Below are 22693 nucleotides of genomic sequence, written 5' to 3'. Positions count from 1 at the left end.
TCCCAGTCTTTCGTACGATGTTCGGCCGGGGGCGGCGCGACGGTTTTCTCAAGCCGGCTGCCCGTAACGTCTGTGACGGCGGAGGGCGCGCCGGGTTCCCTGTCCCGCTAGGCCTGCTCCAAGGCTGTTTTTTGTCCGCCGGCAAAACCTGTCGCCCGCGACGCATTTTTTTCGTCACGCTGGCAAGCCTACGGGATCCCGTAAAGAAATCAACCGCCTGCGGGGGCGTATCCGGCTCACTTGGAGCGTGCCGGGCGCGCATGTCAAAAATTTTTCCAGGAATTTTTCGGAAAAAGTGCGGGATTCATCTTTGCTTAACGTCCCGATAACGGTCCGGTAAGGATGTGCCGCTATTGGTTTTGTCACGGCGGGGGACATCGCCGCCTGCTCCGGAAAGGTTTTGCGTACCGGGGTGCCTGGTTCCGATGCGTTTTTGTCGGAAGCCGCCATGCGTATTTTGGCAAGCCGTGCATCACCGAAAGGGATGCACGGCTTTCGCCGTTTCAAGGCCCTTCGAATGGCCAAAAGAAACGCCGCCTCCCGGAGAGAGGCGGCGCTGCATGCGGGCGGACCTGACGTCACGCCCTATGGATCAGCCGACATTGCCGGTGCGCACGACGCCGAGCGGGCCGAGCGGCGCGTCGAGGACGACGTTACGAACGCGCGATTCGCTCCGCGGCGCCTTGCCGTTCCAGGCGATCTGAACGAAATTCTGCTTGCTGAAGATGTACAGCATGTCTCTTGTCCTTGAAGTCCGGGGCCACGCGCCACGGCTGTGCGATAAGATCGATATAGGCCGGCCAACGGCGGAAGTCATGGTCGTTCACGGCGCTTCGCGTCGCAAATGGAACATTATATCCGCTATGCGAAAACTGCATGGCGAAATGGTGCGAGCCTTCGTCTCCGGCCTTCGAAAAATGTGGCAAGATTGCGATAAGTCAGGGCTTTCCGGCGACAGGCCGGAATGTTAGGAAACCCCTATGACAAGAACGATCATGCTGCAGGGCACCGGCTCCGATGTCGGAAAAACGGTATTGGTGGCGGGGCTTTGCCGCATCGCCGCCAATCGCGGGCTGAGCGTGCGCCCCTTCAAGCCGCAGAACATGTCGAACAATGCCGCCGTCTCCGCCGACGGCGGGGAGATCGGCCGGGCGCAATGGCTGCAGTCGCTGGCCGCGCGCGTGCCGTCCTCCGTGCATATGAACCCCGTTCTGCTGAAGCCGCAGTCCGATGTCGGCAGCCAGATCATCGTGCAGGGCAAGGTCTTCGGCCAGGCGAAGGGGCGCGACTACCAGGCGCTGAAGCCGAGGCTGATGGATGCCGTCATGGAAAGCTTCTCGGCCCTCTCCGCCGGGGCCGATCTCGTCGTCGTCGAGGGGGCCGGCTCCCCGGCGGAAATCAACCTTCGGGCCGGCGACATCGCCAATATGGGCTTTGCGACGCGGGCGGGCGTGCCTGTCGTGCTCGTCGGCGATATCGACCGCGGCGGCGTGATCGCCTCGCTGGTCGGCACCCATGCGATCCTGCCGGAGGAGGACCGGCGCATGATCTCGGGCTATCTCATCAACAAGTTCCGGGGCGATGTGACGCTTTTCGACGGCGGGATCGCCGAGATCGGCCGCTTCACCGGCTGGCCGTGCTTCGGCGTCGTGCCGTGGCTTAAGGATGCGGGGCGGCTGCCGGCGGAGGATTCGGTCGTGCTGGAAAGGCTTGCCGGCGGAAGGGGGGGGGCGCTGAAGGTCGCCGTGCCCGTCCTGTCGCGCATCGCCAATTTCGACGATCTCGATCCGCTGAAGGCTGAGCCGCAGGTAGACCTCGTCTTCGTGCGGCCGGGTGAGCCGCTGCCCGCCGATGCCGGCCTCGTCGTTCTGCCCGGCTCCAAATCGACCATCGCGGACCTCGCCGATTTCCGCGCCGCCGGCTGGGACCGCGATCTCGCCATGCATATGCGCCGCGGCGGGCGGGTCATCGGCATCTGCGGCGGCTACCAGATGCTTGGCCGCCGTGTCACCGATCCGCTCGGCATCGAGGGCGGCGGACGGGAGGTGGAAGGCCTCGGCTTGCTGGATGTCGAGACGGAAATGGCGCCGGAAAAGACCGTGCGCAACAGCCGGGCGCGCTCGCTGCAATACGACGTGCCGCTGGAAGGTTACGAAATCCATCTCGGCCGCACCGCCGGCCCGGATGCCCTCAATCCCTCCGTCAGCATCGACGGGCGGCCGGACGGCGCGATCTCGCCCGACGGGCGGGTGATGGGCACCTATCTGCACGGCCTGCTTTCGAGCGATGCCTATCGGGCGAGGCTTCTTGCGGATTTCGGTATCGAAGGTGGCGGTTTCGACTACCGCGCCGGCGTGGATGCCGCGCTCGACGGCGTTGCGGCGGAACTGGAGGCGGTTCTGGACCGCCGCTGGCTGGACGATCTTTTGGACGCGCCTGATTAAACGGGCCGTCTCGAACGTACAGCCATCAGGTTGCTTCGCAACGATACGGCGCACCAAAGTTGCGCCAGAATTCGGTGCGAGGAGTGACGAAAACACGTTTGGCCGGTGGGCGCTTGCTGCGCCCGCGCGCGATCCGAAAAGGGTGAAGTACATGCGGTCTCGACCTCTCGCACGCTCCGTTCTGGCCGGTCTGGTCGGATTGTCGCTCGCCGGTCTTCCGGCGGTCGCCTCCGCCCAGACGGCCAATGAGGCTTCCAGCGCCGGAAAGCGCTGGGAGGAGGAGTTCGCCCTCTGGCAGAAGGTTTCTTCCGGCAGCGACCTCGCGCAGTATGAAGGCTACCTGAAGCAATATCCGAACGGCACCTTTGCCTCCATGGCGCGCCTGCGCATCGCTGAATTGCAAGCCTCGGCCAAGGCGAAGCCGGCGGCGACCGCGTCCGATGACGCCGCCGCCAAGGCAAAGGCCGAGGAGGCCGCGGCTGCCGCAAAGGCGAAAGAAGAGACGCGGAAGGCCGCCGAGGCGAAGAAGGCGGAAGAGGCGCAAAAGGCTGCCGAGGCGGAGAAAGCCAAGGCAGAAGAGGCCGCGCGCAAGGCTGCCGAGGCCAAGAAGGCCGAAGAGGATGCCCGCAAGGCCGCCGAGGCCGAGAAGGCGAAGGCCGATGCGCAAGCCGCGCGCCTGAAGGCGGAGGAAGCGGCCGCCGCGCAAAAGCTCGCCGAGGAGAAAGCGGCGGCGGAAGCGAAGGCGAAGGCCGAGGCTGCCGCGGCGGAGAAGGCCCGCGCCGAGGAGGCCGCCCGCCTCAAGGCCGAAACCGAAAAGAAGGAAGCGGCCGCCCGCAAGCAGGCCGAGGAACAGGCTGCCGAGGCTGCGCGCCTGAAGGCGGAGGCTGCGGCCGCCGCCGACAAGGCGAAGGCGGAAGAGGCCGCGCGGCTCAAGGCCGAGGCCGACCGCAAGAAGGCGGAGGAAGCCGCCGCTGCGGAAAAGGCTCGGGCCGAACAGGAGGCCAATGCCCGCCGCGAGGCCGAGGCGAAGCGCATCGAGGCGGAAAAGGCCGCCGCTGCCGAAAAGGCGCGGATCGAGCAGGAAGCCGCCGCCGCCCGTAAGCTCGCCGAAGAGAAGGCGGCCGAACTGGAGCGGCTGAAAGCCGAGGCCGCCAAGGCTGCCGCTGATGCCGAGGCAAAGGCTGCGGAGGCCGCGCGCCTTGCGAAGGAAGCCGAAAAGCGGGCGGCGGAAGCAGCTGCCGCGCGCAAGCAGGCGGAAGAGGGTGCAGCCGCCGCCACGAGCGCGGCGCAGGGCGCCGGCAACGCCGCCGCCGACAAGGCGGAAGCGGCAAGGCGCGAGGAGGAGACCTTCCAGAAGGCCGTTCTCGAAGGCTCGGAAAAGGCCTTCCGCGGCTATATCGCCGAATATCCGAATGGCCGCTTCGTCGCCGATGCCCGTGAGCGTCTTGTCGGCCTGGCCAAGGCCGCCGGCCCGCTGGATGCGGCGGAGGCGCAGACCGAGCGCAAGGTCGCCAAGGAGCCGGTCGTCGACCCGCGCGAGGCCTATCTTGGGCGCAATACCCGCGTCCAGGCGCAGCGCTGGCTGAACGCGCTCGGCTACGGCACCAACGGCGCCGATGGCGTCTTCGGCCCGCGCTCCCGCTCGGCCATCGCCGCCTGGCAGCGCTCGTCCGGCTACCGCGCCGACGGCTACCTCTCGCGCCAGCAGTTCCGCGCGCTGCGCGAGGCCGCGCAATATGCCGAGACCCGGCAATATCGCCAGCAGCGCCGCTACCAGCGCGACCGGCGCGAATACGACGTGCTCGAAGGCCCGGTCGACGGGTATTACGACGGCCCGTACTATCGCGATGACGGCTACTACGACGATGGCGGCGGCGTGGTGATCATTCCCCGCTATTGAGGCTGCGCGCGCCGGTGGCGGTCGATTGACTTGCGCCGGGCGGAAGCATAATCATCCGGACATTGGATGGTTCCCGAACCCGGTGACGGGTCGGGGAGCAAATGGGAATGTGACGCGGCAGCCTGACCGGACGCCGCAATCACGGCCGACCCCGCGACTGTAGAGTGGCGAGGGAACCCTGTCCGGCGGAGGAACGGGCGCGGAGCCGGGGCAATGGTGCCCTGGGACCGCAAACGCGGCACCGGCCGGAAAAGCCACTGGGTGGCATCGCGATAAGCCGGGGCCGGACGCCTCTTTTTCTACGAATCGTCCGCCTTTCGCGATGCAGACCACCCGGGAAGGCGAGGGGAACCCGCAGGCGCTGACGCGCCCGACGCTGCGAGCCAGGAGACCTGCCAGCCAATGAGGGCAATAGCGCCCGACCGGGGAGGGTTCTCCCAACTGCCAGCACGGAGGTTGTCATGGCTGTTTTCCGCCGAAAGGGCGGTGTCGCGTCCGGTATGACCGGTCTGCCGTCGGCGGGCCGGCGCATGGGTTTCGTCAGCGGCGCGATCGCCAGGGCTGCCTGACATGACCGAGACATCGTCCGGAGCCGCCCTGGTTCTGGGGGGCGCGCGTTCCGGAAAATCCGCCTTCGCCGAGGGCCTCGTCACCGCAAGCGGTCTTTCACGCCATTACATCGCCACCGGCCGCGCCTGGGACGAGGAGATGCGCGAGCGCATCGCCCGCCATCGGGAGGATCGTGGCGACGGCTGGGTGACCCACGAGGAGCCGCTGGCGCTTGCCGCCCGCATAGCCGAGGTGGCGCGTGCCGACCGCGCGGTGCTGGTCGATTGCCTGACGCTCTGGGTCACGAACCTGATGCTGGAGGAGCGCAATATGGTCGCCGAATTCTCCGGCCTTCTCGATGCCATCAAGGCGGCGCCCGGCCGGCTGATCCTCGTGTCCAACGAGGTCGGTCTCGGCATCGTGCCGGAAAACCGCATGGCGCGCGATTTCCGCGACCATGCCGGGCGGCTGCACCAGCAGGTGGCCGCCCTCGTTCCTGAAGTCTATTTCCTCGCGGTCGGACTGCCGCTGAAAATGAAGGGTTGAGCCATGCTGCAACAGAAGATCCCCGCCACCGTCATCACCGGCTTCCTCGGCGCGGGCAAGACGACGATGATCCGCAACCTCCTGCAGAATGCCGGGGGAAAACGCATCGCGCTCATCATCAACGAATTCGGCGACCTCGGCGTCGACGGCGACGTGCTGAAGGGCTGCGGAGCCGAGGCCTGCACCGAGGACGACATCATCGAACTGACCAACGGCTGCATCTGCTGCACCGTCGCCGACGACTTCATCCCCACCATGTCGAAGCTGCTGGAGCGTGAGAACCGCCCGGACCATATCGTCATCGAGACGTCCGGCCTTGCCTTGCCGCAGCCACTTGTCGCGGCCTTCAACTGGCCGGAAATCAAGACGCAGGTGACGGTCGACGGCGTCGTGACCGTGGTGGACAGCGCCGCCGTTGCCGCCGGCCGTTTCGCCGACGACCACGACAGGGTGGCTGCGCTGCGCGCCGAGGACGAGAATCTCGACCATGAAAGCCCGCTGGAGGAACTCTTCGAGGACCAGCTCACCGCCGCCGACCTCATCGTTCTCAACAAGACCGACCTCATCGACGCCGCCGGCCTCGAAGCCGTGCGCGCGGAGGTCGCCTCCCGCATCGCGCGCAAGCCCTCGATGATCGAGGCGCGGAACGGCGACGTCGCCGCCGCCGTGCTGCTCGGTCTCGGCGTCGGAACGGAAGACGACATCGCCAACCGCAAGTCGCACCACGAACTGGAGCACGAGGGCGGCGAGGAGCATGACCACGATCACGACGAATTCGAAAGCTTCGTCGTCGAACTTGGCCCGGTCGCCGATCCCGCAGCCTTCACCGAACGCCTGAAGGACGTGATCGCCGCGCATGACGTGCTGCGCCTCAAGGGCTTCGCCGATGTGCCCGGCAAGCCGCTGCGCCTGCTCGTCCAGGCCGTCGGCAGCCGGATCGACACCTATTTCGAACGCGCTTGGGCGCCCGGCGAGACCCGCGGCACCCGTCTCGTCGTCATCGGCCTGCACGACATGGACGAGGCGGCCGTGCGCGCGGCCATCGCCGCGGCGGTGTGATTTCGATATGGGGCGGCGGCGGTATATGACGGGAGGCGCATCATGCACCTTCTGCTAGCCCAGAAGGGCACCATCGCGGATGGCAGGGAGGCCATCGATCTCGGCCAGACGCCGGGCGACATCCTTTTCCTCTCCGCCGCCGATACGGAACTGGCCGCCGTCGCCGCCGCCCATCGCGCGCGGGGCGGCGGGACGCGCCTGCGCCTCGCCAGCCTCGCCACGCTGTCACATCCCATGTCGGTCGATACCTATATCGAGCGCACGGCCCGGCATGCGAAACTCATCGTCATCCGCGCCCTCGGCGGCGCCAGCTATTTCCGCTACGTGCTGGAGGCTCTCCTGGCGACGGCCGTCGCCAATGGAATCACGCTCGTCGCGCTGCCCGGCGACGACCGGCCGGACGAGGGGCTGGTTCCCTTCAACCGCATCGAGGATGCGGACCGCCGGAATCTCTGGGCCTATCTCAACGAGGGCGGTGCGGAGAATGCGGATCGCTTCCTGGCCTATGCGGATGCGCTCGTCTTCGGCGGGCGGAAACCCGAACCGGCGATGCCGCTGGAAAAGGCGGGTATCTGGTGGCCGGGGCAGGGCGTCGTGGATATTGCGGCATGGCGGAGCATGGCTGCGCAGGCGGTCACGGGGGAGGGATTCGAACCCCCGACGGCCGCGGTCTGCTTCTACCGCGCCTATGTCCAGAGCGGCGAGACACGTCCCGTCGAGATGCTCATCGAGGCGCTGGCTGCGGAAGGCGTCCGTACTCTACCGCTCTTCGTCTCCAGCCTCAAGGAGGCCGTCTCCATCGAGACGGTCCGCGCCGCCTTCGCGGATATCCGCCCGGAAATCGTGCTCAACGCCACCAGCTTCGCCGTCTCCGCGCCGGGTGCGGGCCGAAAGCCCACGGTGCTGGACGAGAGGGGAGCGCCAGTCCTGCAGGTCATCTTCTCCGGTTCCTCGCGCGAGGCCTGGGAGGCGTCGGGGCAAGGGCTGACGGCGCGCGACCTCGGCATGAACGTCTCGCTGCCGGAGGTCGACGGCCGCGTGCTCTCCCGCGCCGTCTCCTTCAAGGCGGCCGCGCGCTATGACGAGCGGGTCGAGACCAACATCGTCAGCCTCGATCCCGTCGAGGACCGCATCCGCTTCGCCGCGCAGCTCGCCGCCGGCTGGGCGCGGCTTCGGCGGGCGAAGCCGCAGGAGCGCCGCATCGCGCTCGTCATGGCGAATTATCCGAACCGCGACGGCCGCCTCGGCAACGGCGTCGGCCTCGATACGCCTGCCGGGACGATGGAAGTGCTGCGCGCCATGGCGGCGGAGGGCTATGCGGTTTCCGATCTGCCCGGGGACGGCGATGCGCTGATCGCCCATCTCATGGCCGGCCCGACCAATGCCGCGCGTGATGGACGGGAGATCCGGGAGACGTTTTCGCTGAGCGATTACAAGGCTTTCTTCGCCTCGCTTCCCAAGGCGATTCAGCAGGAAATGACGGATCGCTGGGGCGATCCGGAAGACGATCCCTTCGTCGCCGGCGATGTCTTCGCCCTGCCGCTTACCCGTTTCGGCGAGACGCTGGTCGGCATCCAGCCGGCGCGCGGCTACAATATCGATCCGAAGGATACCTACCATTCGCCGGACCTCGTGCCGCCGCACGGCTATCTCGCCTTCTACGCCTTCCTGCGCCGTGACTACGGCGCGCACGCCATCGTGCATATGGGCAAGCACGGCAATCTCGAATGGCTGCCGGGCAAGGCGCTGGCGCTGTCGGAAACCTGCTATCCCGAAGCCGTTCTCGGCCCGGTGCCGCATCTCTATCCCTTCATTGTCAACGATCCCGGCGAGGGCACGCAGGCCAAGCGGCGCTCCGCCGCCGTCATCATCGATCACCTGACGCCGCCGCTGACCCGCGCCGAGACCTACGGCCCGCTCAAGGACCTCGAGGCGCTGGTCGATGAATATTACGACGCCTCCGGCGGCGATCCCCGGCGCATCAGGCTGCTGTCGAAGCAGATTCTCGATCTGGTGCGCGACATCGGCCTCGACCGCGACGCCGGCATCGCCCGGTCCGATGGCGAGGAGGCGGCGCTGCAGAAGCTCGATGCGTATCTCTGCGATCTCAAGGAAATGCAGATCCGCGATGGCCTGCACGTCTTCGGCCTCTCGCCGGAGGGACGGCTGCTCACCGACCTGACACTGGCGCTGGCCCGCGTCCCGCGCGGCCTTGGCGAAGGGGGAGAGGCGAGCCTTCAGCGGGCGCTTGCTGCGGATATGCTGGATGGCTCCGACTTCGACCCTCTCGACTGCATCGCCTCCGACCCATGGACCGGTCCGCGCCCGCACATCCTCGCGTCTCAGTCCGACGCCCCCTGGCGCAGCAACGGCGACACGGTGGAGCGCATCGAACTTCTGGCCGCCGGACTGGTGGATGGCTCCTTGCCGTGCCCGGAGGGCTGGCAGGCCACGCGCGCTGTCCTCGACACCATCGACACGACCATCCGCCCGGCCATCGCCGCCTGCGGGCCGGCCGAGATTTCGGCGCTGATGCGCGGTCTCGACGGGCGTTTCGTCGAACCCGGCCCCTCCGGCGCGCCGACGCGCGGGCGGCCGGACGTGCTGCCGACGGGGCGCAACTTCTATTCCGTCGACAGCCGCGCCGTGCCGACGCCCGCCGCCTGGGAACTCGGCAGGAAATCCGCCGAACTCATCGTCACCCGCTATGCGCAGGACCATGGCGAGTGGCCGACCTCCTTCGGCATCACCGCCTGGGGCACCTCCAACATGCGCACCGGTGGCGACGACATCGCGCAGGCCATGGCGCTGATCGGCGTCAAACCGACCTGGGACATGGCGTCCCGCCGGGTCACCGGCTTCGAGATCATCCCGCCCGCCATGCTCCGCCATCCGCGCGTCGACGTGACGCTCAGGATTTCCGGCTTCTTCCGCGACGCCTTCCCGGAACAGATCGCGCTCTTCGACCGCGCCGTGCGCGCCGTCGGGGCGCTGGACGAGGACGATGCGGACAATCCCATCGCCGCGCGCATGCGTGCCGAGGCGGCGGCGCTGGCGGCGCAGGGCGTTTCCAGGGACGAGGCGGCGAAAGAGGCCGGCTTCCGCATCTTCGGCGCAAAATCCGGCGGCTATGGCGCGGGCCTCCAGACGATGATGGACGAGGGACTGTGGAGCACGCGGGATGACTTCGCCAAGGCCTGGCTTGCCTGGGGCGCGCATGCCTACGACGCGGACGGAGAAGGCGTGCCGATGCGCGAACGGCTGGAGGCGCGCATGAGGAGCCTTCAGGCCGTCATCCAGAACCAGGACAGCCGCGAGCACGACCTGCTCGACAGCGACGAATATTACCAGTTCGAGGGCGGCATGGCCGCCGCCGCCGAGCACCTTTCCGGCAGGCAGCCGGTCATCTACCACAACGACCTGTCACGGCCGGAAAAGCCCGTCGTGCGCACGCTGGAGGACGAGATCGGCCGTGTCGTGCGCGCCCGTGTCGTCAATCCCAAATGGATCGACGGCGTCATGCGCCACGGCTACAAGGGCGCCTTCGAGATCGCCGCGACGGTCGATTTCATGTTCGCCTTCGCTGCCACCACGGGCGCGGTGAAGGACCATCATTTCGAGGCCGCCTACCAGGCCTATGTGCTGGACGAGCGCGTGCGCGAATTTCTCGCCGGCAAGAACTCGGCGGCGCTTGCCGAGATGGCGGCGCGCTTCGCCGAGGCGATAGACCGGGGCCTGTGGACGCCGCGCTCCAATTCGGCGCGCTTCGAACTGGATATGCTGGGCGCCCGCAGGGCGTCCTGAGAGGGAAGGGAAGACAGATGAGCGACAACCACGACGAAACCGCCGGCATGAGCGAAGCCGAGCTTGCCCGCCATTCGGAGAAGATGGCGAAGAAAAAGCAGGCGCGCGAGAAGATCATGGCGACGAAGACGGACGAGAAGGGTCTTGTCATCGTCCATACCGGCAAGGGCAAGGGCAAGTCGACCGCCGGTTTCGGCATGATCTTCCGCCACATCGCCCACAAGAAGCCCTGCGCCGTCGTGCAGTTCATCAAGGGGGCGATGGTGACGGGCGAGCGCGATCTCATCGAGGCGCATTTCTCCGATCTCTGCCAGTTCTTCACGCTCGGAGAGGGCTTCACCTGGGAAACCCAGGACCGCGCCCGCGACGTGGCGATGGCGCAGAAGGCCTGGGAAAAGGCCAAGGATCTCATCCGCGACGAGCGCAACTCCATGGTGCTGCTCGACGAGATCAATATCGCGCTGCGCTACGACTATATCGACGTCAACGAGGTCATCGACTTCCTGAAGACCGAGAAGCCCTACATGACCCATGTCGTGCTGACGGGCCGCAACGCCAAGGAGGAACTGATCGAGATCGCCGACCTCGCGACCGAGATGGAGCTTTTGAAGCATCCGTTCCGCTCGGGCATCAAGGCGCAGCAGGGCGTGGAATACTGAGGGCTACGCAGCCCTACCAGCCGAGCCAGACCCGGATCGGATGGCTCGGATCGGCCATCAGGCGGATGGCGAGCGCGATGGAGGTGAAGACGAGCAGCGGCTTGATGATCTTGACGCCTGCCTTCATCGCCACGCGCGAGCCGGCCTGCGCGCCGAGGAACTGCCCGGCCCCCATGACGAGGCCGACCTTCCACAGGACGACGCCGTAGGAGACGAAGACGGCGAAGGCGCCGACATTGGAGCCGAAGTTCAGCAGCTTGGTATGCGCCGTCGCCTTCAGCACGCCGAAACCGGCGAGCGTGACGAAGGCCAGCATGAAGAACGAGCCGGTGCCTGGACCGAAGACGCCGTCGTAAAAGCCGATCAGCGGCACGATGGTGAAGGTGAAGAGGAAGACGCTCATGCGCCGGTGCCTGTCGACGTCGCCGATATTCGGCTTCAGCCCGAAATAGACGGCGATGGCCACCAGCAGGAAGGGCATGAAGGTTTTCAGCACGTCGCCCGGGACCACCGTCGCCAGCAAGGCGCCCAAGGCCCCGCCGAGCGCCGAAAGCGCGGCCATCGGCAATTGCTCGCGAAGCTGCACATGGCCCGCGCGTGCATAGGCGATCGTCGCCGAACCTGCGCCGAACAGGGATTGCAGCTTGTTGGTGCCGAGCGTGTGCAGCGGCGGAATGCCGGCGAGCAGCATGGCGGGAATGGTGATCATGCCGCCGCCGCCCGCGATGGAATCGATGAAACCAGCGATGAAGGCGGCGATGAACAGGAAGACGAGGATGTGAAGGGCGATATCGGCCACGGCGGAACTCGGGAGAGCGAGAGGAAGGCAATGGGCGCACTTCTGTCAGACTGCGCGTCAAAAGCAAGGCCTGCCGCATCCTGTGTCCTGCGTGCCGCAATCCGGTTTGACCGGCCTGCCGCCCTTCGATACTAAGGAAGTAGCGACGGTGCCCGCCAGGCGGGCCGAGCGGTGTCCGGTGCGGCTGACCCAGAGGGGCCTCATCCGGGACCGTCGGAAACGGCAGGGCCGGGCCTTTCGCGTGGAATTTGCGAGAAACCGCCCATGACGTGCACCGAGGCCCCATCACCCGACACTCCACGACGCCCGCTCGTTCTCGGCCTTGGCTGCGAACGCGGCACGCCGCCCGCCGAACTCGTCGCGCTCGCCGTCTCCGTCGTCGCCCAGCCCGGGGATGTCGCCTTCGTCGCCACGCTGGACGCGCGCGCCGGGGAGCCGGCCATGCATGCCGTGGCGAAGCATTTTTCCGCGCCGCTCGTGACCTTCCCGGCCGACCGGCTCGAAGCCGAGACGCCGCGTCTTGCCAATCCGTCCGCTATCGTCTTCGCCCATGCCGGCTGCCACGGTGTTGCCGAGGCGGCGGCGCTGGCGCAGGCCGGCGCGGGCGGGCGCCTGATCGTCGGCAAGACGAAATCCGCCCATGCCACAGCGGCGGTTGCCGAGTCTTTTCAGGCATTTGACGCTGTTTCCTGCGCGGTCGATTCCGCTTCTTCGCATTCTGATTCAAGCCGGGAGTGTGCCTGATGCACGGCCTGTTCTCCGCCCTCCCGCCGATGGAAAAAGGCACTGTCTGGCTCGTTGGCGCCGGACCCGGCGATCCGGGCCTCCTGACGCTGCATGCCGCCAATGCGTTGCAACAGGCCGATGTCATCGTGCATGACGCGCTGGTCAACGCCGAATGCCTGTCGCTCGCCCGTCCCGGCGCGGTGCTGGAATTCGCCGGCAAGCGCGGCGGCAAGCCGTCGCACAAGCAGCGGGATATCTCGCTGCGGCTGGTCGAGCTGGCGCGCACCGGCCATCGCGTGCTGCGGCTCAAGGGTGGCGATCCCTTCGTCTTCGGGCGCGGCGGGGAGGAGGCGCTGACACTGGTCGAGCATGGCATTCCCTTCCGCATCGTGCCGGGCATCACGGCGGGGATCGGCGGGCTGGCCTATGCCGGCATTCCGGTGACGCATCGTGAGGTCAATCACGCCGTCACCTTTCTCACGGGCCACGACTCTTCCGGCCTCGTGCCGGATCGCATCAACTGGGAAGGCATCGCCAAGGGCTCGCCCGTCATCGTGATGTATATGGCGATGAAGCATATCGGCCAGATCGCGGCCAATCTCATTGCCGGCGGCCGCTCGCCGGACGAGCCGGTCGCCTTCGTCTGCAATGCCGCGACCAGCGAACAGGCGGTGCTGGAAACGACGCTTGCCCAGGCACAGGCGGATGCCGAGGCGGCCGGGATCGAGCCGCCCGCCATCGTTGTCGTCGGCGAGGTCGTGCGGCTTCGCGTCTCGCTCGACTGGCTCGGCGCGCTGACGGGGGGCCGCAGGCTTTCCGCCGATCCCTTCGGCTCGCGCGAGCTGAAGGACCCGGCATGAGCGGCCTGCTCATCGCCGCGCCCGCATCCGGCTCCGGCAAGACGACGGTGACGCTCGGCCTTGCCCGGGCGCTCCGCGATGCCGGCGTGCGCCTCGTCTCGGGCAAGGCGGGGCCGGATTATATCGACCCGGCCTTCCACGCCGCCGCCAGCGGAAAGCCCTGCCTCAACTACGACCCCTGGGCGATGCGCCCCGAACTGATCCGCGCCAATGCCGCCATGCAGGCCGGAGAGGGGGATTTCCTGCTGGTCGAGGCCATGATGGGGCTTTTCGACGGCGCGGCTGACGGCAGCGGCGCGCCGGCCGACCTTGCCGTGACGCTCGGCCTGCCGGTCGTGCTTGTCGTCGATTGCAGCCGCCTGTCACAGTCCGTCGCCGCGATGGTGAAGGGGTACATGGATTTCCGCGACGACGTGCATGTGGCGGGCGTCATCCTCAACAAGGTCGGCAGCGCCCGCCACGAGGCGATGCTGCGCGGGGCGCTGGAGGCGAGCGGCATCGAGATTTTCGGCGTTCTGCGGGCCGATCCGGCGCTTGGCCTGCCGGAACGCCATCTCGGTCTCGTGCAGGCCGGGGAACATGGCGCGCTGGCGTCCTTCATCGCCCATGCGGCGGAGATAGTGTCGAGGAACTGCGCGCTCGAACGCCTCGTCGCCGTGGCGCAAACGCGCGCGGCGCAGCCTTTCGCGCCGGCCGCCTCGTGCCTGCCGCCGCTCGGGCAGAGGATCGCCATCGCCCGCGACCGGGCTTTCGCCTTCAGCTATGAGCATCTGCTTTCCGGCTGGCGCGGAGCCGGGGCGAGCCTTTCCTTCTTCTCGCCGCTCGCCGATGAGCCGCCGTCCGCCGACGCCGACGCCGTCTACATGCCCGGCGGCTATCCGGAACTCCATGCCGCGACCCTTGCCGATGCCGGCCGTTTCCGCCAAGGCATGCAGGAAGCGGCGCGCCGGAGCGCGCGCATCTACGGCGAATGCGGAGGCTATATGGTTCTGGGGGAAGCGCTGGTTGCGGCGGACGGAACCCGCCATGGCATGCTCGGCCTGTTGCCGCTCGTCACCAGCTTTGCCGAGCGTCGCCGCCATCTCGGCTATCGCCGTGTCGTGCCGCTGGCCGGCTCCGGTTTTGCCGCGCCGATGACCGCGCACGAATTCCACTATTCGACCGTCGTGCACGAGGGGGCGGCCGACCGGCTTTTCGCCGTCACGGATGCGATGGGCGAGGACCTCGGCCATGCCGGCCTTCGCCGCGACACCGTCAGCGGCTCCTACATGCACCTGATCGACCTTGCGCCGGAGGCCGCATGAGCGCGCCGCGCATCACCCATGGCGGCGGCATCGCCGCCGCCGCCGCGCGTTTCGGCGGCCGGCCGGAGGACTGGCTGGACCTGTCCACCGGCATCAATCCCAATCCGGTCGCTCTTCCCCCGGTCGATATCGCCGCCTGGCACCGTCTGCCGGACCGTCATCGGCAGGACGCGGCCCGCGACGCCGCCGCCCGCTATTACGGCGCGGCGAGGGCGCAGCCATTGCCCGTTCCCGGCACGCAGTCGGTCATCCAGCTCCTGCCGCGTCTGGTCGCCACCGGTCGCCGCGCCGCGGTGCTTGTCCCCACTTACGGCGAATATGCCCGCGTGCTCGGCAATGCCGGCGTGGCGGTCGATTGCGTCGGGAGCCTCGATGCCGTGACGGACGCCCACGGCCTCGTCGTCGTCGTCAACCCGAACAATCCGGACGGCCGCCTTTTCCCGCGCGAGACACTACTTACTCTCCACGCCCGCGTTGCGGCGGCCGGCGGCCTCCTCGTTGTCGACGAGGCCTTCGGCGACATGCGCCCGGAAGCCTGCATCGCGCCTCTTGCCGGCGACGGCATGCCCGGCCTCATGGTCTTCCGCTCCTTCGGCAAGTTCTTCGGTCTTGCGGGCCTGCGGCTCGGCTTCGTCATCGGCGAAACGGCCGTGCTGGACCGCATCGAGGACGGGCTGGGTCCCTGGGCCGTCTCCGGCCCCGCTCTGACCATGGCGACGACCCTCATGGCCTCCGATACGTCGGGCATCCGCCGTGATATCGCGCAGCGCAAGGCCGCGCTCGACATGGCGCTCGCGGCTACGGGCCTCGCGGTTGCCGGCGGCACCGGCCTGTTCTCGCTGGTCGACCACGCCGAGGCGGCGGCCATCCACGAGGGCCTTTGCCGCCACCGCATTCTGGTGCGGCCCTTCGACTATAATCCCCGCTGGCTGCGCTTCGGCCTTGCGCCGGATGTGGCGTCCGACGCGCGGCTGGCCGCGGCGCTCGGCGAGGTGATGGGCTGAACCATGAGCGAGACGCTTTTCATCCTGTTCCTCGCGCTCGTGCTGGACCGCCTCGTCGGCGATCCCGATGCGCTCTGGCGGCGCCTGCCGCATCCGGTCGCGCTGTTCGGCAAGGCGATCGGCGCGATGGACAGGCTCTTCAACGAAAAGCGCCTTTCCGCCGAGACGCGGCGCTTCAACGGCGCTGCCGGCATCGCCGTGCTGCTTGCTGCCAGCGTCTTCCTCGGTATCGTCCTGCACCGGCTTCTGGCGACGTTCGGGCTGTTCGGCGCAGTCATCGAGATCGCGGTCGTTGCCGTCTTTCTCGCCCAGAAAAGCCTTCACGATCATGTGCGCGCCGTTTCCATCGGCCTGCGCGAAGGCGGTATCGAGGGCGGCCGGCAGGCGGTGTCGATGATCGTCGGCCGCGACCCGGCGACACTGGACGAACCGGCCATCTGCCGCGCCGGCATCGAGAGTCTTGCGGAAAACTTCTCCGACGGCGTCGTCGCGCCAGCCCTGTGGTACGCGCTCCTCGGCCTTCCGGGCCTCTTCGCCTACAAGATGCTGAACACGGCCGATTCCATGATCGGCCACAAGAACGCGACATATCTCGATTTCGGCTGGGCCTCCGCTCGCCTCGACGATCTCGCCAACTGGCCGGCGGCCCGCCTGTCCATTCTTTTCATCGCCGCCGGCGCATGGGCGGCCAAGGGCAGGGCGGCGGCGCGAGCCGCGGTCGGTGCCGCGCTGCGTGACGCCGGCCTCCATCGTTCGCCCAATTCCGGCTGGCCGGAAGCGGCGATGGCCGGCGCGCTCGGCATCGGCCTTGCCGGTCCGCGCATCTATGCCGGGGTGCGCGTCGACGAGCCGATGATGAACGCCAGCGGCCGCACCGTGGCAACGGTCGCCGATATCGACCTGTCGCTCCGCGTCTTCTCCGGGGCCTGCGCCGCTCTCGCCGCCGCCGTGTTGCTGGCCGCCGCCGGCATGAGCCTATTTTGAGGGCTGTTTAAAGTATCTTTAGCCGCGCGGCGGATATTGATCCCGTCTCCAGCCGGAACGGGAAGTGATGTCTTCAGAATTGACGCGCGCACGTATCGCACTCTTTACGGTGACGGTCGCCGCATGCTGCGGATTGCTCGTGCTGCCCTGGACGAAGATCACGCTCGACCGGCAGTCGTTCTACGGTGTCCTGCCGTCGGTCGCCCTGCTGTTCGCGCTCGCCTTCTATCTGCATTGGCGCGGCATGATCCTGTTGCGCGGCCTCATGGATGTGCTGGGATGTGCGGTCCTGATCTCCTATGCCGGTCTCGTCTGGAGCTACACGGCGATTTCCTTCGCCTTGCCCCTCGCAGACGAAAGACTGCTTGGCCTCGACAGGAGCCTCGGCTTCGATTGGCTCGCCTTCGCGCACGTGATCGACGGGATACCCTTGCTCGCCGCTGCGCTTTTTGCCGCTTACCAGAGCTTCATGTACCAGCTTCTCCTTCTCCCGCTCCTGCTCGTGGTGCTGGGATATGCGCCACGCGGTTACATGCTTGTCGCCGCGTTCGGCCTGCTCTGCATGTCTGCCAGTGTGATTTCGATCTGGTTTCCCGCACTGGGCGCGCATGTCGCGCTCGACGTCGACCCCGCGTCCCTGGAAAACCTTAATCCGTACTTCGGTTACGCCTTTCTGAAGCAATTCCACGCCGTAAGGGATTCCGTCAGCTTCTCGCTCTCGGCGGACAGGGCTGCCGGTATCCTCACGTTCCCATCCGTGCACGCCGGCACCGCTTTTCTTTGCGCATGGGCGGCGTCGGCGGTCCGTGTGCTGAAATGGCCGATGGTCATTCTGAACATCGGCATGGCTGTCTCGGCGATCTCGCACGGCAGTCATTATTTCGTTGATATCCTCGCCGGTATCGGAATTGCGATCCTTGTCGTCGCTGTCCTCAAGGCATGTATTCGCGGTCGAATTGCCAGCCTTGGCAGGTATCCGGCGCCCCATCCCGTCCGTTAATGATTTCCGCTTCACCTTCGCTCAATTTTCGCCGCCCCCGTCAATATTGTGGAAGGCTGAAACGTCTATACTCTGTCTCGTTATGAGACCTGGCGGAAAGGTCAGGTGCAATCGAGTAGAGGGGAAGTCATGCGTATCTTGCTTGCGACCGCGGTCGCGTTCCTTCTTGTCCTGTTCCAGGTGGAGGCCGTTCTTGCCGCTAACCTGACGGCCGAGGTCAGTCTTTCTTCGCAAACCATGGTGGTTACCCAGAACGGCGTCGTAAAACATCGCTGGCGCGTTTCGACGGGCCGCAAGGGTTTCGGCACGCCGACGGGGAGCTGGAAGGCGAAATGGGCCTCGCGCAACCATCGCTCGCGCAAATACGACAATGCGCCGATGCCCTATGCGATCTTCTTCAACGGCGGCTATGCGGTGCATGCCACCTTCGACACCAAGCGCCTTGGCCGCCCCGCCTCGCATGGCTGCGTACGGCTCTCGCCGAACAATGCGGCGACGTTCTACCAGCTCGCCAACACCCATGGCCTTGCCAATACGCGGATCGTCATCGCGCGTTGAGGCTGCCTCAGTCGTTGCCCGCGTGGCGCATCAGCCGATCCATGTCGGGAACGGTGACGCGGCGGTTGTTCTCGATGCGGATGACGTTTTCCTTGCGCAGCTTGGTGAACTGCCGGCTGACGGTCTCGATGGTCAGGCCGAGGAAGTCGGCGATGTCGGCGCGCGAGAGCGGCAGGTCGAAGGAGGACGTATCGACGCTCTCGGGGTCGATATGGATGGCGATGAGATAGAGGAAGCTTGCGACCTTCTCCTGCGCTGTCTTGCGGCCGAGGGTCAGCATCCAGTCGCGCGCCTCGTCCAGTTCCTTCAGCGCCTGGCGGTGCAGCTTGTGCTCCAGCTCGGGCGTCTTCTTGACGAGGCGGTCGAGCACGTTGCGCGGGAAGTTGCAGACCTCGCTGTCGGTGGCGGCTTCGGCCGTGATCGCGCTTTCCTCGAGGAAGGGGCGGCCGAGGAAATCGGGGGCGAACTGCAGGCCGACGATCTGCTGGCGGCCGTCCGCCATCACCTTCGTCAGCTTCACGACGCCGCGCATGATGTTGGAATAGTTCACGACCGTCTCGCCCTGGCCGATCACTTCGGCGCCCGTTTCCAGCCGGTGGCGGAAGGAGTGTCTGTTCAGCTCGGTCAGCTGCTCGGGCGTCAGAGCGCCGCATACACCGCCGTGGCGCGCCTCGCAGGCCCGGCAGACCAGCGGAATATCGGAATTATGGATATCCTGGCGGCGAACTTCCATATCGACTTTCCCTTTCGCCTGACGGCACAATGACGCCGTGCTATCGCACGCAAGCATGAACATAAAGCGTGCCGCCTCGCGGCAAAATAGCGCTTCCTGACTATTGTCAAATCGTAGCGCAGTCCCGTCGGCTTTCACTTGATCAAAATCAAATAGCCGGGATCGTTTCGGGGTTATTTCCCTTCCCAGAAGGAGAATCCCATGCAGGACGCACTCGTGACACGCCTTTCTTCCCCCGTTCCGCGCTATACGAGCTATCCGACGGCGCCGCACTTCGACGAAAGTATCGGTCCGCAGGCCTATCTGCAGGGGTTGGAGGCACTGGGAACGGCGAATCGCCTGTCGCTCTATGCGCACATTCCCTATTGCGACCGTCTTTGCTGGTTCTGTGCCTGTCACACCAAGCAGACGTTGCGCTACGAGCCGGTCGAAGCCTATCTCAAGGGGCTGCACGCGGAGATCGAGGCCATCGGCAGTCGTGTCTGCCGGGATGCGCCCGTCACGGCCCTGCATTTCGGCGGCGGCTCGCCGACCCTGCTGCGGCCGGACGACATGGTGGCGCTGAAGCACTGTCTCGACCGGCACTTCGCCTTTTCGCCCGACGCTGAAATCGCGGTGGAGATGGACCCGAACGATCTGGACGAGGCCCGGCACGATGCGCTCGCCACCATCGGCATGACGCGTGCCAGCCTTGGCATCCAGGATTTCGATCCGAAGGTGCAGAAGGCGATCAACCGTATCCAGACCTTCGAGCAGACGCGCGGCGTCGTGGAAGCGGCACGGGAAAGGGGTGTGCGGTCGGTGAACTGCGATATCCTGTATGGCCTGCCGCACCAGACGATGGAGACGCTGGCCGAGACCGTTCGCGCCGTCGTCTCGCTCGCGCCGGATCGGGTCGCGCTCTTCGGCTATGCCCATGTGCCGTGGATGAAGAAGCACCAGACGATGATCGACGAGGCCGCCCTGCCGGGCATTGCCGAGCGTTTCGCCCAAATGGCGATGGCGGCGGAGATGCTCGTCGCGGCCGGCTACGAGGCCGTCGGCATCGACCATTTCGCCCTGCCGGCCGATAGCCTCGCCGTCGCCGCGCGGGAGGGGACGCTACGCCGCAATTTCCAGGGCTACACGGACGACCGGGCGGATGCCCTGATCGGCCTCGGCGCTTCGGCCATCGGCCAGTTGCCGCAGGGCTATTTCCAGAACATGCCGGCGACGGGGGAATATCTGCGCCGGGTGGAGGAGGGCGGCGTCGCGGTCGTGCGCGGCTATGCGTTGACGCAGGAGGACCGTGCCCGCGCCTATGTGATCGAGCGCGTCATGTGCGATTTCGGCTTCTCCTTCGCTGAGCTGTCCGCCCGCCATCCGGCCGTTGCGCCGGCGATCCGGACGGAGGCGCGCAGCTTTGCTGCCTCGGACAGGGATGGCTTCTGCCGTATCGAGGGGGACCGGTTCGTCCTGACGGCGACAGGGCGGCCCTTCGCCCGCACGGTCGCGGCGGTCTTCGATGCGCATCTTTCGAGCGGGCGCGGCCGGCATTCGGTCGCGGTCTGACGGCGGGCCGCAGCCATGGTCTTTGCGCAACACAGACGCGCGAGCCATGCAGGTCCCTCATCAACCCCATTGGCAATCGCGTCGGATTTCCATATAGGATCGCCCCAACTATAGATTCATGAGGTATGGGCGTGACTGCTACATTCGACAAGGTTGCCGACATCATTGCTGAAACGAGCGAGATCGATCGCGAGACGATCACGCCGGAAAGCCACACGATCGACGATCTCGGCATCGACAGCCTGGACTTCCTCGACATCGTCTTTGCGATCGACAAGGAATTCGGCATCAAGATCCCGCTGGAAAAGTGGACGCAGGACGTCAACGAAGGCAAGGTCGCGACGGAAGAATACTTCGTCCTGAAGAACCTCTGCGCCAAGATCGACGAACTGCGGGCCGCCAAGGCCTGATCATACGGCGCCCGGCCGCCGCTGGCGGCGCTGTTCCGGACGATCCCGGCGCAAGGGGCTATCGGCCTGCCGTCTTCGGCAGGCCTTTCGGTTTTCGGCGGAGGCATATCCGATGCTGCTAGAATATTTCCAGATGATCGACAGGGTGGAAGCCGTCGATGGCGCGCGCCGCGTGCTGAAGGCCCGCTCCGTCGTTCCGTCCAAGAGCCCGGTCTTCGAGGGCCACTTCCCCGGCATGCCGCTCGTTCCGGGCGTGCTGCTGATCGAGACCATGGCACAGGCCTCCGGCTTCCTCGTGCTGGCGGCATCCGATTTTGCGGCCATGCCTTTCCTGATGAGCGTCGACGGGGCCAAGATGCGCACCTTCGTCGAGCCCGACGCGGTACTCGACATCGAGGCTGTGCTGGAGCATGACGGATCGGGCTACGCGGTGACGAAGACGAAGATTACGTCGGCCGGCAAGAAGGTGTGCGACGCGCAGCTCAAGCTGCGCACCATGCCGTTTGCCGAGGTGCCGCTGGCCGATATCGTGCGCAAGCGCGCGGGCGAGGTGGGTTTGTTCGAGGCGCTGGCAGCGTCTGCTGAAGGGAAGTGAGCATGGCGAAGGCGAAGAACGATGTGGTCATCACCGGCGTCGGCATCGTCACCTGTCACGGTGTCGGGGCCGACGCCCATGTGCAGATTCTGGGGAGCGCAAAGGCTCCGGAGCTGAAGATCGATACGGAGCGCTTTGCGCCCTATCCGGTCCATCCGATGCCGGAGATCGACTGGAACCAGCAGATACCCAAGCGTGGCGACCAGCGCCAGATGGAAAACTGGCAGCGTCTTGGCGTCTTCGCCGCGGGCCTGGCGCTCGACGATGCCGGTTTCAAGGACGACGCGGATGCCTGCGGCACGATGGACATGATCGTGGCGGCCGGCGGCGGCGAGCGCGACATCACGGTCGATTCGCTGATCGTCGACGAGGGCCTGAAGCGCAACGACCGCGAGCGCCTGCTCAACGAGAAGCTGACCACGGAACTGCGCCCGACGCTGTTCCTCGCCCAGCTTTCCAACCTGCTCGCGGGCAATATCTCCATCGTGCACAAGGTCACCGGTTCGTCGCGTACCTTCATGGGCGAGGAAGCTGCCGGCATTAGCGCCGTCGAGACCGCTTTCCACCGCATCCGTTCCGGCCAGTCGACGCATACGCTCGTCGGCAGCGCTCTGGTTGCCGAGCGTCAGGATGTTATTCTGCTTTTCGAAGCCATCGGCGCGCATGCGACCGGCGGCTGGACGCCGCTCTGGTCGCGTGACGAGAATGCCGGCGGCGGCATCATCACCGGCTCGGCCGCTGCCTTCCTCATCCTGGAATCCCGCGAACATGCGGAAGCCCGTGGCGCGCGCATCTACGCGACCATCGACGCCATCGGCGGCGATCGCGGCTCGCGTGACGAAGGCCGGCTGGAAGCGCGTCTCGAGCGTCTTGCCGAAGGCGCTTCTGCGGGCAACGAGACCGTCGTCTTCTCCGGTGCATCCGGCGCGCATGACGCGACGGCCCGGGAAAAGGCCTGGCTCGACCAGCGTTTCGCCGGCAGCGCCCTGCGCGGCTACAGCGCCGTCATCGGCCAGTCGCTCGAAGCGCAGTTCCCGCTCGGCCTCGCGCTGGCCGCGCTGACGCTCGGTGCGGGCGTCAAGGTCGCGCCGTTCGATACGGCTGTCGAGGCCGCCATGAGCGCTCCCGCCGCCACCGCCGTCGTCACGACGGTCGGCCATTCGCGCGGCGAGGGCGTCGCAATCCTTTCCGCAGAGAAGTGAGGTTCC

General features: G+C 66.6%; 20 protein-coding genes. 17 read left to right on the top strand and 3 right to left on the bottom strand.

All coding sequences use genetic code 11. The features are described from left to right. Positions 1-592 precede the first annotated feature (592 nt). On the bottom strand, positions 593-736 hold the full coding sequence (locus MOE34_RS10590; RefSeq protein WP_242223511.1) for a hypothetical protein: 144 nt from the start codon (positions 734-736) through the stop codon (positions 593-595). A 244-nt stretch (positions 737-980) separates the two neighbouring features. Between MOE34_RS10590 and MOE34_RS10585 the strand changes: the two genes are divergently transcribed. The 6 genes from MOE34_RS10585 (at position 981) to cobO (ending at position 10961) form a co-directional block, all read left to right on the top strand. Beyond that, positions 981-2444: a cobyric acid synthase gene (locus tag MOE34_RS10585; protein ID WP_242223507.1), complete on the top strand. Its 1464-nt coding sequence runs from the start codon at positions 981-983 to the stop codon at positions 2442-2444. Positions 2445-2595: 151 nt separating this feature from the next. Beyond that, on the top strand, positions 2596-4344 hold the full coding sequence (locus MOE34_RS10580; RefSeq protein ID WP_242223504.1) for a peptidoglycan-binding domain-containing protein: 1749 nt from the start codon (positions 2596-2598) through the stop codon (positions 4342-4344). Positions 4345-4914: 570 nt separating this feature from the next. Beyond that, a complete protein-coding gene (gene cobU, locus MOE34_RS10575; protein WP_242223502.1) occupies positions 4915-5439 on the top strand; it encodes a bifunctional adenosylcobinamide kinase/adenosylcobinamide-phosphate guanylyltransferase in 525 nt (174 codons plus the stop codon). A gap of 3 nt (positions 5440-5442) precedes the next feature. Then, positions 5443-6498, top strand: a complete 1056-nt coding sequence (cobW, locus tag MOE34_RS10570) for a cobalamin biosynthesis protein CobW (RefSeq protein WP_242223500.1) — start codon at positions 5443-5445, stop codon at positions 6496-6498. A 42-nt stretch (positions 6499-6540) separates the two neighbouring features. Next, a complete protein-coding gene (cobN, locus tag MOE34_RS10565) occupies positions 6541-10302 on the top strand; it encodes a cobaltochelatase subunit CobN (protein ID WP_242223498.1) in 3762 nt (1253 codons plus the stop codon). 17 nt (positions 10303-10319) lie between these two features. Next, positions 10320-10961: a cob(I)yrinic acid a,c-diamide adenosyltransferase gene (gene cobO, locus MOE34_RS10560; RefSeq protein ID WP_242223495.1), complete on the top strand. Its 642-nt coding sequence runs from the start codon at positions 10320-10322 to the stop codon at positions 10959-10961. A 13-nt stretch (positions 10962-10974) separates the two neighbouring features. Here the strand turns inward: cobO and MOE34_RS10555 are convergent, their stop codons facing one another. Beyond that, positions 10975-11760: a TSUP family transporter gene (locus tag MOE34_RS10555; protein WP_242223493.1), complete on the bottom strand. Its 786-nt coding sequence runs from the start codon at positions 11758-11760 to the stop codon at positions 10975-10977. 264 nt (positions 11761-12024) lie between these two features. Between MOE34_RS10555 and MOE34_RS10550 the strand changes: the two genes are divergently transcribed. The 7 genes from MOE34_RS10550 to MOE34_RS10520 all read left to right on the top strand — a co-directional run bounded on the left by MOE34_RS10550 (position 12025) and on the right by MOE34_RS10520 (position 18196). Then, positions 12025-12504 (top strand): cobalamin biosynthesis protein, encoded by a 480-nt coding sequence (locus MOE34_RS10550; protein ID WP_242223491.1) that lies wholly within the window; start codon positions 12025-12027, stop codon positions 12502-12504. Continuing rightward, the gene (gene cobA, locus MOE34_RS10545; RefSeq protein ID WP_242223489.1) at positions 12504-13346 is read left to right on the top strand and encodes a uroporphyrinogen-III C-methyltransferase; all 843 of its coding nucleotides are present in this window, start codon (positions 12504-12506) and stop codon (positions 13344-13346) included. The genes MOE34_RS10550 and cobA overlap by 1 nt, the downstream gene beginning before the upstream one ends. After that, complete coding sequence (locus MOE34_RS10540; RefSeq protein ID WP_242223487.1) at positions 13343-14650, top strand: cobyrinate a,c-diamide synthase; 1308 nt, start codon at positions 13343-13345, stop codon at positions 14648-14650. The genes cobA and MOE34_RS10540 overlap by 4 nt, the downstream gene beginning before the upstream one ends. Next, a complete protein-coding gene (gene cobD / locus MOE34_RS10535; RefSeq protein WP_242223485.1) occupies positions 14647-15654 on the top strand; it encodes a threonine-phosphate decarboxylase CobD in 1008 nt (335 codons plus the stop codon). Before MOE34_RS10540 ends, cobD begins: the two co-directional genes overlap by 4 nt. A 3-nt stretch (positions 15655-15657) precedes the next feature. Then, positions 15658-16638, top strand: coding sequence for an adenosylcobinamide-phosphate synthase CbiB (gene cbiB, locus MOE34_RS10530; RefSeq protein ID WP_242223482.1), 981 nt, complete (start codon positions 15658-15660; stop codon positions 16636-16638). A gap of 139 nt (positions 16639-16777) precedes the next feature. Next, entirely contained in the window at positions 16778-17638 is an 861-nt protein-coding gene (locus tag MOE34_RS10525) for a phosphatase PAP2 family protein (protein WP_242223480.1), read from the top strand. 129 nt (positions 17639-17767) lie between these two features. After that, positions 17768-18196: a L,D-transpeptidase gene (locus MOE34_RS10520; RefSeq protein WP_242223478.1), complete on the top strand. Its 429-nt coding sequence runs from the start codon at positions 17768-17770 to the stop codon at positions 18194-18196. Positions 18197-18203: 7 nt separating this feature from the next. On the opposite strand, the gene MOE34_RS10515 is transcribed toward MOE34_RS10520, so the two are convergent. Further along, entirely contained in the window at positions 18204-18929 is a 726-nt protein-coding gene (locus MOE34_RS10515) for a Crp/Fnr family transcriptional regulator (protein WP_242223476.1), read from the bottom strand. A gap of 201 nt (positions 18930-19130) precedes the next feature. On the opposite strand from MOE34_RS10515, the gene hemN reads away from it, so the two are divergent. The 4 genes from hemN (at position 19131) to MOE34_RS10495 (ending at position 22687) form a co-directional block, all read left to right on the top strand. Beyond that, positions 19131-20480 carry an oxygen-independent coproporphyrinogen III oxidase gene (gene hemN, locus MOE34_RS10510; protein ID WP_242223474.1) on the top strand — a complete coding sequence of 450 codons (1350 nt, stop codon included), beginning with the start codon at positions 19131-19133 and terminating at the stop codon, positions 20478-20480. A 125-nt stretch (positions 20481-20605) separates the two neighbouring features. Then, positions 20606-20890, top strand: a complete 285-nt coding sequence (locus tag MOE34_RS10505) for an acyl carrier protein (RefSeq protein WP_119256117.1) — start codon at positions 20606-20608, stop codon at positions 20888-20890. 112 nt (positions 20891-21002) lie between these two features. After that, positions 21003-21485 carry a 3-hydroxyacyl-ACP dehydratase FabZ family protein gene (locus tag MOE34_RS10500; RefSeq protein ID WP_119256118.1) on the top strand — a complete coding sequence of 161 codons (483 nt, stop codon included), beginning with the start codon at positions 21003-21005 and terminating at the stop codon, positions 21483-21485. A gap of 2 nt (positions 21486-21487) precedes the next feature. Next, on the top strand, positions 21488-22687 hold the full coding sequence (locus tag MOE34_RS10495; protein ID WP_242223472.1) for a beta-ketoacyl-ACP synthase: 1200 nt from the start codon (positions 21488-21490) through the stop codon (positions 22685-22687). The last annotated feature ends 6 nt before the right edge of the window (positions 22688-22693 follow it).

This window comes from Shinella zoogloeoides (genome assembly GCF_022682305.1).
In the GTDB taxonomy this organism is placed as follows: Bacteria; Pseudomonadota; Alphaproteobacteria; order Rhizobiales; family Rhizobiaceae; genus Shinella; species Shinella zoogloeoides_B.
This window is presented reverse-complemented; position numbering and strand designations above follow the sequence as displayed.